This is a genomic window from Devosia sp. T2-14, assembly GCF_055397495.1.
Genome location: NZ_AP027921.1, coordinates 308,614 through 323,616, shown reverse-complemented (window position 1 = coordinate 323,616; position 15,003 = coordinate 308,614). Strand labels below are relative to the sequence as shown.

Genomic DNA, 15,003 nt, shown 5'->3' with positions numbered 1-15,003 from the left:
ATCCCTTCTGGATACCTGACATGAGCCTTTCTTCTGCGCCTTCGGCTGCGACTGTTGCTGTCTCCGCACCGGCCCCTCGCGTTCCCAATGTTCGTCCTGCCACGCCTGCCGATGATGGGTTCATCGAGGACCTGCAGGCGATTGCCTTTGGCCCGGGCCGGTTTGCGCGTACGGCATTCCGCATTCGCGAGCGCTTTCCGATTGATACGAGCCTGAGCCTTGTCGCAGAGGTTGATGGCGAGCCATGCGGCTCGGTCTGGATGACCCCGATCAGTATTGGCGGCATCAATGGCTGGATGCTGGGCCCGTTGGCGACCCATCCCAACTTCCGCAAGCTCGGCGCGGGCAAGCTGCTGGCGCGCGAAGTGAGCAAGCGTGCCCTGGCGCGCGGCGACGGCCAGTTTGTCATGCTGGTGGGAGACCGCGACTATTATTGCCCTCTTGGCTGGGAGCCGACCACGCCAGACAATATCGAGTTCCCTGGCCCCGTCGATCCGACGCGCGTTCTGTTGCTGGCTGACGACAAGACGCTGGCGACCACTATCAAAGGCCCCATCGCTGCCTGGCAGCAGGGCTAGGTCAGAATTGACCGCCCTGCCGTACCGCAGGGCATGGCGGGGGGTGTAACGAGGAGCGAAGCTGGATAAGCTTCTGCTCCCCGAGATGATCCACGGTGCCTTCTTGTCGTCCGACGATGCCATTATTGCTGCGCTTGCCTCGCGCCTGCTGAGCGTTCCCCCGCCCTTGCCCCATGCTGGGGATCTGGTGCCGGACTGGCTCCCCGAAGTGCCGCCCAATCGTCCCCCGGTGCCAGCGGCGGTGTTGATCGCGCTGATTCGGCGGCCTGAGGGCCATACCGTGCTTTACACCGAGCGCTCGCCCGACCTGCGGGCGCATTCGGGGCAGGTGGCGTTTCCGGGCGGCAAGGTTGATGCCAGTGATGCCGACGTTGCCGCCGCGGCGCTGCGCGAGGCGTATGAGGAAGTCGGCATGGAGCGCAGGGATGTGCGCGTCATCGGCTACATGCCCACCTATTTCACCGGCACAAACTATCTGATCACGCCCGTGGTGGCGCTGGTCGAGCCCAGCGGCCCGTTTGTCCCCAATCCTGCCGAGGTGCATTCCGTGTTCGAGGTGCCGTTCCAACGTATCCTGGCTGCCGAAACCTATGGCCGGTTCAGCATCAAGCGGAACGGCAAGGAGCATCGCACCTGGCAGATCGATCATGATGGTCATCGCATCTGGGGCATCACCGCCAATCTCACCCGCCAGTTCCGCGACCTCGCTTTGCGCGAGCCTCAGCCATGACGGGTGATCCGCTGGCCGAAGCTCCCTGGCGCCTGCTGCCCGAAATTCAAGCGATCTTCGCCGCCCTCGATGGCGACAAACGCCGGACCCGCGCTGTGGGCGGGGTGGTGCGCGACACAATCATGGGCCGTCCGCATAGCGGCGACATCGACATGGCGACCGAATTGTTGCCCGAAGAGGTCGTCGCGCGGGCCGGGGCCGCGGGTATTGCCAGTTATCCCACCGGCATCGAGCATGGCACCGTGACACTCAAGCTCGGCGAGACGCTGGCAGAAGTGACCACGCTCCGCCGCGACGTCGAGACCGATGGCCGCCACGCCGTCGTCGCCTTCGGTACCGACTGGGCCGAAGATGCCAGGCGGCGCGATTTCACTCTCAACGCCCTCTACTGCGCCGCCGACGGTACGCTTTACGATCCTCTCAACGGAGCAGGGGACGCCCGCGACGGCGTGGTGCGTTTCATCGGCGATGCTGCCCACCGCATCGCTGAGGATGGGCTGCGGGTCTATCGGTTCTTCCGTCTCACAGCCAGCCACGGCCGGCAGCAGTTCGACGCCAAGGGGCTCTCGGCTTGCGCGTCCTCGGTGGAGCATTTGGACCACCTGTCCCGTGAGCGGGTTGGCGGCGAGATGATGCGCATGCTGGGTTTGCCGAAAATTGCGGTGACCCTGAGCCAGATGTCTGAGATCGGACTCCTGCCGCTATCAGACGAGGCCCTGACGTCTCTCACCGCCTACGAGGCCATTGGCGGACAGTTGCCGGAAGCGCGACTGGTGCTGCTGGCCGGGGCCGAACTTGAGGCGCGCCAGACGGACTGGCGCATCTCCAACCATACCATAGCCAGCGCGCGAGACATTCTGCGGGCCGCCGATCTGATCGAGGATGATCGGATCGGCGAGGCCGCCTATCGCCATGGCGAGGCGGCGGTGGAAGGGCTGGCCGTTGCCGCGGCGCGCGACCGCTGGGGCACGGCGCGCCTTTCCGAAGCGGCGCGGGTGCTCGGCGCAACCCACGTTCCCGAGTTTCCGGTTACCGGGCACGACCTTGTCGGCCTTGGCATCAAGCCGGGGCCGCGACTGGGGCAGGAATTGGCGCGAATGGAACGGGCGTGGATCGATAGCGGCTTTGCCCTCGGCAAACCCGCCTTGCTGGCCATGGTGAGCAGCTAGACCCGGCTAGTGCTTGGGGACGTCGACGATCCGTTCCTTGATGCGCTCGATCATGTCTGGGCGCACCTCGGTTTCGCCATGCATGTTGCGCAGGTTTTCCACTGCGCGGCGGACCACTTCAGCTTCGGTTTCTGCCTCGGCGTGCCAGCGGGCACCTGGGATGAGGGTGCCGGAATCAAATCGCTTCATGTCGTAGCTCCCGCGATGGTGTGCCGAGGCACAACTCCGCGACGGGGCAATCGGTTCCGCCCCTAATCGTCGTCAAATTCACCGAACCGGCTCAGACCCTCAAGCCATGTGCCGCCGTCCTGACGAATGACGGTGCGCGGCACCACGCCGGTCTCCCCGGCAAGGGCATCAGCCAGTACCTGCGAGTGGGTCACCACCCAAACCTGACTGCGCTGGGCAGCAAGGGCGATGATCCGGGCAAGAGCCGGTAGCAATTGCGGGTGTAGACTGGCTTCGGGTTCGTTGAGCGCGATCAGGGGCGGTAGGCGATAGGCCAGCAGCGCCCCCATCAGCGCCAGAAATTGCAGGGTGCCGTCGGAGAGTTCATTGGCGCCGAACTGCCGCTTTGGCATGTCGGGGAAGCTCATGGTGAAGCTGGCATTCGTGCCGGGCGGCGGAATGAACAGCTGCGCGCCGGGAAAGGCGTGCTCGATGGCAGCGTGCAGGTCCTCGGTGTCCTGCTTGATATGCGCCAGCGTTGCGAACACGGCGGCCAGATTTCCGCCATCGGCATCCAGCATTGGCGCGGTGATGGCCAGGGCTGGTTTGCGCAGCGGCGCATCCGCATCGGTGCGGAAACCATGATAGAAGCGCCAGGCCGAAAGCGTGTGCCGCACGGCGTCGAGCTCGGGCAGCGTTCCGCGCAGGGCGGCCAATGCCGTTTCTCCGGCCAAAAGGGGCTCTTCGAGCTGGCGGCGATTGCCCGCGTCATCGCGATACCAGGCAGCCGCCCCCTTGCGTTCGAGCAGGGCAACGTTCCGGCGGCCTTGGGTAAAGCTCAGTTTCTCGGATTTGATCTGCGGCTCGAGTTCGAACACCGCCTCGTAGCGGGCGTCGCCGAAGCCGATTTCGACCTCATAGGTGGGCGCGAAGGCATCTCGCTCGCCAAACAGGATGCCGTCGAGGCTCACCTGCAGGGTCATTCGCGGGGCTTCGTGGGCCTTGCGCTCGCCGGCCCACATGACCGAGCCCAGCCCGCCTTCGCGGGCAATGCTGTGAGATAGCTCCCCGGTAGCGGCGGCGCGCACCAGTTCCAGTCCGCGATAAAGGTTGGTCTTGCCGACGCCATTGGCGCCGACGAGCACCGATAGCTGGCGAACCGGGAATTGGATGGAATGAACTGACCGATAGCCTGCAATGCGGATCTCGGTCAGTCCCATTACTGTCCCCTCACGGCCAGCGCACTTCCGGTGGCAGGGACGAGAGGATGGAGTTGACGTTTCCGCCCGTCTTCAGCCCGAAGGTCGTACCACGGTCATAGAGCAAGTTGAACTCTACATACCGCCCGCGGCGGACCAGCTGTTCGTGGCGGTCATCATCGGTCCAGAGGGACTCGAAATTACGGCGGACCAGCTTTGGGTAGATATCGGCAAAGGCCAGGCCGACGGCCTTGGTGAAGTCGAAGTCGGCGTCCCAGTCACCCGAATTGTGCTGGTCATAGAAAATGCCGCCCGTGCCGCGATGTTCCTTGCGGTGGGGCAGGTAGAAGTAGTCGTCGCACCACTCCTTGTAGCGCTGGTAGTCGACGCCCGGGCGGTTGTCACAGGCTGCGCGCATGGCGGCGTGGAAATCCACTGTGTCCGCATCTTCCTGCGTGCGGCGGCGATCGAGCACCGGCGTCAGGTCGGCGCCGCCGCCGAACCACTGCTTGCCGGTCACAATCATGCGCGTGTTCATGTGCACGGCCGGAACATTGGGGTTCCAGGGGTGCACGATCAGCGAGATTCCCGAGCTCCAGAACTTGGACCCCTGCTCGGTGCCCGGCATCTGCTTGGCGAAATCTTCGGAGAATTCCCCGTGCACGGTGGAGACGTGTACGCCTGCCTTCTGGAAGACGCGGCCGTGCAGCATCCCCATTTCGCCGCCGCCGCCGGCTTCGCGATCCCACTTGGTGATCTCGAACTTGCCGGGGGGCATGTCGCTATTGGGGCCGACCACTTCGGCCTCAATCGTCTCGAATGCTGCAAAAATCTGGTCGCGCAAAGTGCGGAACCAGGCCTGGGCTGTGGCCTGCTTGGCCTCAATGTCATGTGGAAGTGTCATGGTGTCAGTGCAATGGACCGTCATTTGAACTCTGTAAACCCGTCAGTCTGCCTTTTTGCCTCTCCGAGGATAAGCGTTGCGGCCAGCGCGACATTGATCGAGCGCAAACCGTCGCGCATTGGAATGCGCACCCGCAGGTCTGCGGCCTCTGCCACGGCGTCAGGTACGCCGACGCTTTCGCGGCCAACCATCAGGATGTCGTTCGGCAGATACTCGGTCGCATAGGCAGAATGGGTCGACTTCGTGGTCAGCAGGACGAGGCGCCGGCCCTGCTCGCGGCGCCAGGCATCAAACGCGGTCCAGCTCACATGCTCATGCACGCTGGCATGGTCGACATAGTCGAGGCCGGCCCGCGCCAGCGCTTTGGGGGAGAAGGGGAAGCCCGTCGGATGGATCAGATGGATGGTCGTCCCGAGGCATGCACCCAGCCGAATAAGCGTGCCGGTATTGTTGGCGATGTCGGGCTGATAAAGGGCGAGGTCGACCGTCAATTGCAGTTTCCATCGAATTTGTAAGCATTTAGCTGCTGGGGGAGCCGGTAGTCGACTACATCTGTTGCCTATAGGCCCTCACTTCTTCATTGTCCTTCTTGGGCGCACTGGACAAGTTCCTGTGACAGTGCAAAAAGAACCCGAACTGACGGGCCGCTTGAGGGTGGACGGCTGCCGATTCTGCTTAATCGCAAAACGGGTTGCCCCACCGGTCGCGTCTGATGTGATTGTACGGGGATATAGACCTTGGCCACGCAAGATCAACACTCATCGACACGGCGGGATTTCCTCTTTGTCGCAACCGGCTCGGTGGCCGCGGTCGGCGCTGCCGCCACGGTTTGGCCGCTGATTAACCAGATGAATCCTGACGCTTCGACCCTGGCCCTGGCCAGTATCGAAGTCGACATTTCGGCGATCCCGGAAGGCCAGACTGTCACCATCATGTGGCGCGGTCTGCCGGTTTTCGTGCGTCACCGCACGCAGGCCGAGATTGACGAGGCCAAGGCAGTTCCGCTGACCGACCTCAAGGATCCGGCGACCGACGAAGAGCGCACCAAGCCCGGCCACGAACAGTGGCTGATCATGATCGCCAACTGCACCCATCTTGGCTGCGTTCCCGTGGGCAATGCCGGCGACTTCGATGGCTGGTTCTGCCCGTGCCATGGCTCGCACTATGATAGCGCCGGCCGCATCCGCAAGGGTCCGGCACCGCTCAACCTGGTGCTGCCGCCTTATGAATTCCTCAGCGATACGCTGGTCAAGATCGGTTAGTAGGGGCTCTTCCGATGTCAGAACATTCGACTTACACGCCCGGGACTGCCGTCGAGAAGTGGCTCGACGAGCGCCTGCCGATCATCAGGTTCTCCAAGGAGCACCTGATGGACTTCCCGACTCCCAAGAACCTCAATTACTGGTGGACGTTCGGCGCCATCCTGGTGATGTGCCTGGGTATCCAGATCGTCACCGGTGTCATCCTGGCGATGCACTACACCCCTAACGTCGGCCTTGCCTTCGACTCCGTCGAGCACATCCGCCGCGACGTCAACGGCGGCCGCATGATCCAGTCGTTCCACGCTGTGGGCGCCTCGATGTTCTTCGCAGCCGTCTATGTCCACATTTTCCGTGGCATGTATTTCGGCTCCTACAAGGCCCCCCGCGAAATCCTCTGGATCCTGGGCGTGCTGATCTTCCTGCTGATGATGGCAACCGCCTTTATGGGCTACGTGCTGCCGTGGGGCCAGATGTCTGGCTGGGCCGCTACCGTGATCACCAACATCTTCGCGGCTATCCCCGTCATCGGTACCCCGCTGCTTGAGCTGCTACGTGGCGGCTTCTCGGTTGGCAATCCGACGCTCAACCGCTTCTTCTCGCTGCACTACCTGCTGCCGTTCGTGATTGCTGCCGTCGTGGCCCTGCATATCTGGGCGCTGCACGTTCCGGGCAACAACAACCCGATCGGCGTCGAAGTTAAGGAAAAGCGCGACACCCTGCCGTTCCACCCGTACTACACCATGAAGGATCTGTTCGGCATGGTGCTGTTCCTGATCCCGTTCGTGTGGTTCGCCTTCTTCGCGCCCGACATCCTGGGTCACCCGGACAACTACATTCAGTTTAACCCGCAGGTGACGCCGGCTCACATCGTTCCGGAATGGTACTTCCTGCCGTTCTACGCGATCCTGCGTGCCATCGACTTCAACATCCTGTTCATCGACTCCAAGCTCGGTGGCGTGATCTTCTTCGGCGGCTCGATCCTGATCCTGTTCTTTCTGCCGTGGCTGGACTCGTCCAAGGTTCGTTCGGGCAATTTCCGCCCGATGTTCAAGTGGTTCTACTGGCTGTTCGTGGTGAACTTTGTCGCGCTGACCTATCTGGGTGCAGCACCGGCAGAAGGCATCTACGTCATCCTCGCCAAGGTTTGCACCTTCTATTACTTCGCACACTTCCTCGTCATTCTGCCGATCCTGGGCCGTATCGAGAAGCCAAAGCTGTTGCCGACCAGCATTTCCGAGAGCGTTCTCGGCAAGTCGCACGCGTGATGGAAGGGGCAGGAACTATGTTTAATATCAAGACGATCCTCGCCACTGTCGCCCTGGTCTCCGGCCTGTCGTTCGGCGTTGCCGCACAGGCAGCCGAGGCCGGCGCGCCGATCCAGAAGCAGAGCTGGAGCTTTGCCGGTATCTTCGGCACCTACGACACCAACCAGCTGCAGCGCGGCTTCCAGGTGTTCCGCGAAGTGTGCTCCAGCTGCCATGGCGCCCGCCTGATTGCGTTCCGCAATCTTGCCGAAGAGGGCGGTCCGAGCTTCTCGGCCGACCAGGTCAAGGCTCTCGCTGCCGAGTACACCATTGCAGACCCCACGGCTCCCAATGGCAGCCGTCCGGGCGTTGCAGCCGATCGTTGGCCTTCGCCATTTGCGACCGAGCAGGATGCTCGCGACGCCAATGGCGGCGCGCTGCCGCCGGACTTCTCGGTGCTGGCCAAGGCCCGCGGCGTGACCGATGCCTTCCCGAACTGGGTGTTCAACTACTTCACCGGCTATTCTGAAGGCGGTCCGGACTACATCCACGCGCTTCTCAATGGCTACCACGAGACCGCTCCGGAAGGGTTCGAGCTTGCCGCTGGCAAGTATTACAACGACTACTTCCCCGGCCATGCCATCGGCATGGGCCCTCCGCTTCAGGACGGCCTGGTGAACTACGTTGCCGCCGAGGGTGAGACCCCGGTTCCGCTGACCGTCGAGCAGTATTCGACCGACGTTTCCGCATTCATGATGTGGATGGCTGAGCCTCACCTGGTTGGCCGCAAGGAAATGGGCTTCAAGGTCCTGGCGTTCCTGCTGGTGTTTGCCGGTCTGATGTATGCCACCAAGCGCCGCATCTGGAAGGGCATCGAGCACTAAGAGCTCTCCGGACCAAGTTCCGAAAAGGGCCCCTCGCGGGCCCTTTTCTTTTGCGGTCACATCTCGATCAACCTCTTGCCAATCGTCGCTGAGGCCGCAATATTCCAACCAAGCCAACTGCCCGCCGAGGGAGCCGACATGTCCGCCATCCGCATCGCAGTAACAGTCGTCGGCGCCGCCATCACCATGAGCCGCCATCCGGCCGTGCGGGCGGGAATCAATGCTGTGGCTTCCAACCCCAAGACGCGGGAAACCGCGATCAACCTGACGCGCACCGCGGCCTACAATGCCGGGGTCATTGCGCGTCACCTGGTTGGCCCGCGCTCGCGCTAAAACTCACTTATTCCCTATCCCGTTGAACAGGTATGCCATGTCGCTCGACCTCAAGGCCCTCGTGCGCACGATTCCGGACTATCCCAAGAAGGGTATCCTGTTTCGTGACATTACTACGCTGATCGAGCACCCCGAGGGGTTCAAGGAAAGCATCGAGCGTATCGCACAGGCCTATCGCGGGCAGGGCATCACCCACGTCGCCGGCATCGAGGCGCGTGGTTTCATCTTCGGCGCGGGGGTGGCCATCGCGCTGGGTGTCGGGTTCATCCCGATCCGCAAGAAGGGCAAGCTGCCGGGCGAGACCATTGGCCAGAACTATGCGCTGGAATATGGCGTCGACACGATCGAGATCCATGCCGACGTTCTGGACGCCGGCGATACCGTGCTGTTGGTCGACGACCTGATCGCCACGGGCGGCACCGCCATTGCTGCCGTCAGCCTGCTGCGCCGCACTGGCGCGACGGTGGGCAAGGCTGCGTTTGCCATCGACCTGCCCGACCTCGGCGGCGCGACAAAACTTGAGGCCGAGGGCGTCGAGGTCAACTCGTTGATCGCGTTCGAAGGCCACTAAGGGCAGAAGGCCCAATCGCCCTGCATACAAGGAGGCCTGCGGACATCTCCGCGGGCCTCTTTTGCTTCTGGCTCAAGCGATCAACTGGGGTCTACCAGCTGTGCCGGCCGTCGACCTGTTCCACGGTCACGCTGGACCAATCGAAATCGTCGATCAGCCGAAGGTTGATCGCGTAGGTCCGTTCGGTGGGCATGGCATTGGGATCCCCGTTCTTAGGGGTGCCGTCATTGTTGTAGAGCGAGGCCCAGTTCGGCGAGTCACCCCAAGTCTGCATGCCGCAAGTGCCGCAGAAGTGGTGCAGGTTCATGCCGCTGGCCGAGTAGGTCTTTTCCCCTTCATTGGCGAGGATCTTCAGTTCCCCCTGCTCGTAGTAGCCCCATACCGCGCCTGTGCGGCCGCAGAAGGTGCAATTGCACTGCTTGGCGCTGGTTGGCAGATGGGGCAGTTCGATGCGCGTCGCGCCGCAATGGCAGGTTGCGATGAGGGACATAAGGGGCTCCTTTGCTATGGATCCATAGTGGCCCGGCAGTGCTGACAGGCTCTGTCAGCACTCGGCCTCAGGCCGCCATGGCTGCGCGCACATCGACCAGGCAGAACTGATTGCCCTCGGGGTCGCGCATCACCGTATAGGTCGGCAGAACGCGTACTGTTTCGGCGCCAACAGCCAGTAGGCGCGTCACCTCCCCAGCGCGGTCGCTGACCGCGATATCCATATGCACCCGGTTGTTGTCGTAACGCCGACCCTCAACATTCTGGAAGCAGAGGGACGGGCCGGGCCCGTCGACCATCACCGTGGGGTCCGTCTCGGGCGTCAGCCCCAGTGTGGACAAGCGCGCCATTTCGGCCTCGTCATAGCTGCGGACTGCGTAGCCATCCAGTAGCGCGGCCCAGAACTGGGCCAGAGTTGAGGGCTTGTCGCAGTCGAACACGATCTCGTGGATCTTGCCCATGGTCGTCTCCTTCCAGTCTTCTCGTTCCCGGTTAGAAGGCAAATGCGGCAAGAGTGGCCCCGACACGTCGCCGGGGCCAACCCTCTAGAACCGCTTGCCGAGCAAGGCTTCGAGCGTCGGTAGGGTCGGCGCCCCATCTTTGGGGTGCGGTACCCGCTTGGTCTCGATCTTGCGAACGGGCAGTGGCGCTCCGTGGCGCGGCACGTTCTGGGTGCGGGCGACGGGTTGAGGGCGCTGGAAGATGTTCTTTGGCATGGCCAAACCTTTTCTGTTCCCCGCCTGCGCTTTCAACGCAGCACCGGGGCCTAAGACTGGCGCGAGCGCGCGAAAGGCACCCACGCGATGAAGCGTGTTGTGGGAGGACGCGCGTGGTGTCGTCAGGGGGAGGGGGACGGTTTGGCTGTCACGGTAGACAGGCAATCGCCAAGTCTGATCTCGCGCTGAACGGCATCCATGGTCGGCTGGTCACGCGTGAGCGGAGCAGCAGAGTTTCGGGCGTCCGGTGCAAGTTCTCAGATCATTTCTGGCGTAGACCTCTTCAAGGGTGAGGCGCAAATTTGAAACGAAAACGGGCCGGCGTCAACCGCCGGCCCGTTCTGGTCGAATTAGGAGTCGATCCGGTGGGGATCGCTGGCCACTTCAACCGCCGGTTCGTTGCGGGTCTTGTAGAGCGAGAAGACCACGCCGCCGGCCAGGATGGCCAGGGTTACGATCAGGCTCAGGAGCGTGTCGATATGGAAGCCCATCGGCACGAGGAAAATCTTGATACCCACCAGCACCAGGATGATGGCCAGCGAGGTCTGCAGGTAGCGGAAGCGGTTCATCGCGGCGGCGAGGGCGAAGTAGAGCGCACGCAGGCCAAGGATCGCGAAGATGTTGGACGTATAGACGATGAAGGTGTCCTGCGTCACCGCGAAGACCGCGGGCACGGAGTCGACGGCAAAGATCAGATCGACGACTTCGACCATGATCAGCGCGACGGCCAGCGGCGTCAGCCAGGTCACCAGCTTGCCAGTCTTGGGGTCTGGCTGCTTCACGGTGAAGTTGCGGCCATGCAGTTCCTTTGTCACGCGGAAGCGCTTGGTCAGGAACCGGAAGACAGGATTATGTTCGATATCGGGTTCTTCGTCCTGATGCTTGAACATCCGGAAACCGGTGAACACCAGGAAGGCGCCAAAGCCGAACAGGATCCAGTTGAACTGGTAGACCAGCGCAGCGCCCAGGCCGATCAGAATGGCGCGGAACAGGATGACGCCGAGAATGCCCCAGAACAGCACGCGGTGCTGGTAGAGGCGGGGAATGGCGAGGAAGCCAAAAATCGAGGCGATGACGAACATGTTGTCCATCGCCAGCGACTGCTCGATTAGGTAGCCGGTGTAGAATTCCAGTCCGGCTTCCGCGCCGCGCTGCCACCAGACCCAGCCACCGAAGGCCAGGGCGATAGCGACGTAGAAGCCATACAGCGTGAGGCTCTCCTTGGCGCCGATCTCATGCTCATCCTTGTGCAGGATGCCGAGGTCGAAGACCAGAAGGCCGATAACGATCGCGATAAACGCGACCCAAAAATAGACGGGAGTACCCAAAAAATCGCCCGTAAGGGCGGCAAGTAGCGAATCCATCGCCGGACCATCTCCATGAATAGTTGGAGCAGCTCCGACATCACGAGGGCGTCAAAAGACCCTCGCCAGAGGGGCCCGGCGCCGCGCGTGAAACGTAGGCAGCGCGCGACGATGTTCAACCCCTCAGGGAAGATTTTTTCAAAGGGGCCAGGCTTTGCCTAGCGCGGCGTGCACATCATGACGATGGCATCGGCCGTTTCAAGCTGCATCGCCGTGCCGTAGGTGGGGTCCGAAATGAGCCGCCCGGCCTGGATCGACCGCGCGGATTTCAGCCCGCCATCGTTGAACCCAACACCGTCCTGATAACCTGTAATGGTGCCCGTTCCCGAGCTTGGATCACCCACCACGGTCGAGGCGAAGCCATACACATCGCCATAAATGGTCAGGATGCCGGCCTTGGCGGTGGTGGCGTCGCGACAGGCCCAATTGCCCACAAAGCTCTGGGCAAGGCTGGGGGTGACGGACAGGGCGGTGAGGGCAGTGATGAGAACGATTCGGCGCATGAGCAGGAGAGTGCCGGTGCGCTGGCAGGCTTTCAAGGGCCGCGCTTCAGCAGGCGGCCGATAAGCGGTATTTTGGTGAGCGCGAGCAACACCTGCAGTTTCAGCGGCATCTTGTAGTCGCGCAGCTTGCTGAAACCGACCAGGTCAGCCTGATAGACCAGTTCGTCCCGCTGGTTCCTGGCGGTGATCTGGTTGAACAGCAGGCCCCATCCCGGAATGGAGTTGGAGGCGCGCTTGCCCGTTACGACCAGCTGGTAGGTGACCGTATCGCCGGGGCGTACCGGCACCTTGAACTGCATGGCATTGACGCCGGGGGAGGGGCCAGAAACGCCGGGCTCCTCGCCGAGCTTGCGCAGGCGCTCTTCCTCGGCAAACAGGGCATCGACCATCTTGCGATGCCCCACGCTCACCGTATGCCAGCCGCTGGCCACCAGCCCGCCGAAGGCGCTGTGCTGGGCGGCCGCCGCGTCCACGTGAAAATACTGCGGATCGTAATGGGTGGCGAAACGGATGATTTCGTCGGCTTCGAACGTGTGGCTGCCGAGCGGAAACACTTCGTCGACGACGATATTCTCAAACCAGCGGGTCATGGCGTGGGCTCCACCGTGCGCACATCGATCAGGTTGGACAGGCGCATGGTCAGCACCGGCTGTGCCTTCTGGTTCCGTACGTCGAAGTCGAGACTCATGATGCCCCATTGCGGATGGCTGGCCGAGCGGCGCAGGTCGGCGACGGTCACCGTGCCGCCGATCGTGTCACCGACCATGACCGGGTTCTTCCACTTCAGATCGGTAAAGCCCAGGCCGCCAGCCGAGGCCACCTTGCTCAGAAAGCTGTCGACCAGCATGCGCAGGCTCAGCGCACCTGTCTGCCAGCCGCTCGACGCCAGGCCGCCCAGCAGGCTTGCCTTGGCTGCCGCCTCATCGAGGTGAAAGGGGAAGGGATCGAATTCGCGGGCAAAGGTAATGATCATGTCCTTGGTCACAGTCGTGTGGCCGAGGTCGATCACTTCGCCAATACGCAGATCTTCGTAATGGCGCCGATCTTTAGTGACAGGATTGGTCATTTGCTTGCCCTATACGTCAAGCCGTCTTGTGCCCGGTTTGCGCTGGCAAGGCAAGGCGGTGCGACACTCTCACGCTAGTCAGATGGACAGTGCTCCAGAACGGCAAAAGCCCGCCTGATGGCGGGCTATTGTCATGCGTCGTGCGACGCGTTGGCGGGGATATCGACGCCTTGGTCGGCATATTCCCGAAGCTTGTTGCGCATAGTCCTGATGGAGATGCCCAGGACATGTGCGGCGTGTGTTCGATTTCCTTCCGTCTGCCGCAAGGTAGCCAGGATCAGATCCCGTTCCACATCGGCAACCGGCAAACCAACCAGTGCTTCGGTGGCGCTGGGATCAGGCACGAAGTCATACATTTTGGTCGCTTTCTGAGCCCCCAATTTGAACTCAGAACACGATCAGGGTGGTCCCGTATGGTTAATTGCGGGTTAACGCCTAGGCGACCCGTTGCTTGCGCGGCCCGCGCGCCCACTCTGGCAACCAGGTGCCGTGAGCCTCGATGAGGTCATCCACGAGGTTCCAGATCTGCTCGAGATCTAGCTCGGCCGCCGTATGAGGGTCCATCATGGCCGCGTGGTAGATGTGCTCGCGGTTCCCATCCATCAGCGCGCGGACGGTCAGTTCCTGCACGTTGATATTGGTGCGCATCAAGGCCGTCAGCTGCGGCGGCAGGTCGCCGATATAGGTGGGCTGGATGCCATTGTCATCGACGAGGCAGGGCACTTCGACCGCCGCATTGTCGGGCAGGCTGGTAATGACGCCATTGTTGCGCAGGTTACCGTAGATCACCGAAGGCTCGCCGGTCCAAACCGAGTTGACGATGGAGCTGGCATATTCCTTGGATTGCTTGACCTCGATGCGGTCCGCCTTGCGATAGGCTTCCGAGGTGCGCTTCCAGTTGGCGACCTGTTCGACGCAGCGCTTGGGATACTCGTCGAGCGGGATGCCGAATTTCTCGATCAGGTCTTCGCGCCCCTCCTTGATGAAATAGGGCGTGTATTCGGCGAAGTGCTCGGAGCTCTCGGTGACGAAATAGCCCAGGCGCGTGAGCATTTCGTAGCGCACCTTGTTGGGGCAGCGCGGGTTCCAGGTGGGCTTGGGCGCGCGGCCTTCGGCATACGCGCGATGCAGGTCTGGATAGAGGTCGCGATAGCTGCCGTCGGGCTGGCGATGCTCGAACTTGAGATAGAAGGCCATGTGGTTGATGCCGGCCGAGCGGTAGCGGATTTCGTCGTAGGGGATGTCGAGGTCATGGGCCAGTTCCATGGCCGTGCCCTGCACCGAGTGGCACAGTCCCACCTGCTTGATGGTGGGGTATTTCTCGGCGATGGCCCAGGTGTTGATGGCCATCGGGTTGACGTATTGCAGCATGATGGCGTCGGGCGCCACGGCGAGCATGTCTTCGCAGATGCTCCACAGATGGGGCACCGTGCGCAGCCCGCGCATGATGCCGCCGACGCCGAGCGTGTCGGCGATGGTCTGGCGCAGGTTGTACTTCTTGGGCACTTCGAAATCGACGACCGTCGAAGGCTCGTAGCCGCCGATCTGGAAGCAGACGACGACGAAATTAGTGCCGTCGAGCGCCTGGCGCTGGTCTGCATAGGTTTCCACCGTCGCCGATACGCCGAGCGTGGCGATCAGCTTTTTGGCGATGATCTCGCTTTCCTCAAGCCGGGTCGGGTTGATGTCCATCAGGCGGATGGTGGCGCCGGTGAGGGCAGGGCGTTGCAGGATGTCACCGACGATGTTCTTCATGAATACCGACGATCCGGCACCGATGAACGTGATCTTGGGATTTGCCATCGGTTTTTCCTCCAACCCGC

At 62.2% G+C, this 15,003-nt stretch carries 20 protein-coding genes and 1 pseudogene; 8 read left to right on the top strand and 13 right to left on the bottom strand.

Going from position 1 to position 15,003, the window contains the following annotated elements; all coding sequences use genetic code 11:
* Positions 1–20 precede the first annotated feature (20 nt).
* The 3 genes from ACZ5WT_RS01635 to ACZ5WT_RS01625 all read left to right on the top strand — a co-directional run bounded on the left by ACZ5WT_RS01635 (position 21) and on the right by ACZ5WT_RS01625 (position 2,477).
* Positions 21–578 carry a GNAT family N-acetyltransferase gene (locus ACZ5WT_RS01635; RefSeq protein WP_464285646.1) on the top strand — a complete coding sequence of 186 codons (558 nt, stop codon included), beginning with the start codon at positions 21–23 and terminating at the stop codon, positions 576–578.
* 103 nt (positions 579–681) lie between these two features.
* Positions 682–1,308, top strand: coding sequence for a CoA pyrophosphatase (locus ACZ5WT_RS01630; RefSeq protein WP_464285645.1), 627 nt, complete (start codon positions 682–684; stop codon positions 1,306–1,308).
* Positions 1,305–2,477, top strand: a complete 1,173-nt coding sequence (locus ACZ5WT_RS01625) for a CCA tRNA nucleotidyltransferase (protein ID WP_464285644.1) — start codon at positions 1,305–1,307, stop codon at positions 2,475–2,477. The genes ACZ5WT_RS01630 and ACZ5WT_RS01625 overlap by 4 nt, the downstream gene beginning before the upstream one ends.
* A 6-nt stretch (positions 2,478–2,483) precedes the next feature.
* On the opposite strand, the gene ACZ5WT_RS01620 is transcribed toward ACZ5WT_RS01625, so the two are convergent.
* The 4 genes from ACZ5WT_RS01620 to ACZ5WT_RS01605 form a co-directional block, all read right to left on the bottom strand.
* Positions 2,484–2,666 carry a DUF1059 domain-containing protein gene (locus ACZ5WT_RS01620; protein ID WP_464285643.1) on the bottom strand — a complete coding sequence of 61 codons (183 nt, stop codon included), beginning with the start codon at positions 2,664–2,666 and terminating at the stop codon, positions 2,484–2,486.
* Between the two features lie 62 nt (positions 2,667–2,728).
* Positions 2,729–3,865 carry an AAA family ATPase gene (locus ACZ5WT_RS01615; RefSeq protein ID WP_464285642.1) on the bottom strand — a complete coding sequence of 379 codons (1,137 nt, stop codon included), beginning with the start codon at positions 3,863–3,865 and terminating at the stop codon, positions 2,729–2,731.
* A gap of 10 nt (positions 3,866–3,875) precedes the next feature.
* Positions 3,876–4,748, bottom strand: coding sequence for an oxygen-dependent coproporphyrinogen oxidase (gene hemF, locus ACZ5WT_RS01610; RefSeq protein ID WP_464285641.1), 873 nt, complete (start codon positions 4,746–4,748; stop codon positions 3,876–3,878).
* A 20-nt stretch (positions 4,749–4,768) separates the two neighbouring features.
* Positions 4,769–5,239, bottom strand: a complete 471-nt coding sequence (locus ACZ5WT_RS01605; RefSeq protein WP_464285640.1) for a tRNA (cytidine(34)-2'-O)-methyltransferase — start codon at positions 5,237–5,239, stop codon at positions 4,769–4,771.
* 246 nt (positions 5,240–5,485) lie between these two features.
* On the opposite strand from ACZ5WT_RS01605, the gene petA reads away from it, so the two are divergent.
* The 5 genes from petA (at position 5,486) to ACZ5WT_RS01580 (ending at position 9,042) form a co-directional block, all read left to right on the top strand.
* Complete coding sequence (petA, locus tag ACZ5WT_RS01600; RefSeq protein WP_464285639.1) at positions 5,486–6,010, top strand: ubiquinol-cytochrome c reductase iron-sulfur subunit; 525 nt, start codon at positions 5,486–5,488, stop codon at positions 6,008–6,010.
* Between the two features lie 14 nt (positions 6,011–6,024).
* The gene (locus ACZ5WT_RS01595; protein ID WP_464285638.1) at positions 6,025–7,275 is read left to right on the top strand and encodes a cytochrome b; all 1,251 of its coding nucleotides are present in this window, start codon (positions 6,025–6,027) and stop codon (positions 7,273–7,275) included.
* Between the two features lie 17 nt (positions 7,276–7,292).
* Positions 7,293–8,138: a cytochrome c1 gene (locus ACZ5WT_RS01590; protein ID WP_464285637.1), complete on the top strand. Its 846-nt coding sequence runs from the start codon at positions 7,293–7,295 to the stop codon at positions 8,136–8,138.
* A gap of 138 nt (positions 8,139–8,276) precedes the next feature.
* Entirely contained in the window at positions 8,277–8,471 is a 195-nt protein-coding gene (locus tag ACZ5WT_RS01585) for a hypothetical protein (protein WP_464285635.1), read from the top strand.
* Between the two features lie 37 nt (positions 8,472–8,508).
* On the top strand, positions 8,509–9,042 hold the full coding sequence (locus tag ACZ5WT_RS01580; RefSeq protein ID WP_464285634.1) for an adenine phosphoribosyltransferase: 534 nt from the start codon (positions 8,509–8,511) through the stop codon (positions 9,040–9,042).
* Between the two features lie 91 nt (positions 9,043–9,133).
* Here ACZ5WT_RS01580 and ACZ5WT_RS01575 read toward each other — a convergent pair whose 3' ends face one another.
* The 9 genes and pseudogenes from ACZ5WT_RS01575 to melA form a co-directional block, all read right to left on the bottom strand.
* On the bottom strand, positions 9,134–9,532 hold the full coding sequence (locus ACZ5WT_RS01575; protein WP_464285633.1) for a GFA family protein: 399 nt from the start codon (positions 9,530–9,532) through the stop codon (positions 9,134–9,136).
* A gap of 67 nt (positions 9,533–9,599) precedes the next feature.
* Entirely contained in the window at positions 9,600–9,992 is a 393-nt protein-coding gene (locus ACZ5WT_RS01570; protein ID WP_464285632.1) for a VOC family protein, read from the bottom strand.
* An 84-nt stretch (positions 9,993–10,076) separates the two neighbouring features.
* Entirely contained in the window at positions 10,077–10,247 is a 171-nt protein-coding gene (locus ACZ5WT_RS01565) for a hypothetical protein (protein WP_464285631.1), read from the bottom strand.
* Between the two features lie 350 nt (positions 10,248–10,597).
* Positions 10,598–11,611 (bottom strand): TerC family protein, encoded by a 1,014-nt coding sequence (locus ACZ5WT_RS01560; RefSeq protein WP_464285630.1) that lies wholly within the window; start codon positions 11,609–11,611, stop codon positions 10,598–10,600.
* 158 nt (positions 11,612–11,769) lie between these two features.
* On the bottom strand, positions 11,770–12,114 hold the full coding sequence (locus ACZ5WT_RS01555) for a hypothetical protein (RefSeq protein WP_464285629.1): 345 nt from the start codon (positions 12,112–12,114) through the stop codon (positions 11,770–11,772).
* Between the two features lie 32 nt (positions 12,115–12,146).
* A complete protein-coding gene (locus ACZ5WT_RS01550) occupies positions 12,147–12,704 on the bottom strand; it encodes a MaoC/PaaZ C-terminal domain-containing protein (RefSeq protein WP_464285628.1) in 558 nt (185 codons plus the stop codon).
* Positions 12,701–13,180 (bottom strand): MaoC family dehydratase, encoded by a 480-nt coding sequence (locus ACZ5WT_RS01545; protein ID WP_464285627.1) that lies wholly within the window; start codon positions 13,178–13,180, stop codon positions 12,701–12,703. The genes ACZ5WT_RS01550 and ACZ5WT_RS01545 overlap by 4 nt, the downstream gene beginning before the upstream one ends.
* 131 nt (positions 13,181–13,311) lie before the next feature.
* Positions 13,312–13,506, bottom strand: a pseudogene (locus tag ACZ5WT_RS01540) (helix-turn-helix domain-containing protein); the annotation flags it as partial.
* A gap of 109 nt (positions 13,507–13,615) precedes the next feature.
* On the bottom strand, positions 13,616–14,983 hold the full coding sequence (gene melA / locus ACZ5WT_RS01535; RefSeq protein WP_464285626.1) for an alpha-galactosidase: 1,368 nt from the start codon (positions 14,981–14,983) through the stop codon (positions 13,616–13,618).
* Positions 14,984–15,003: the final 20 nt, after the last annotated feature.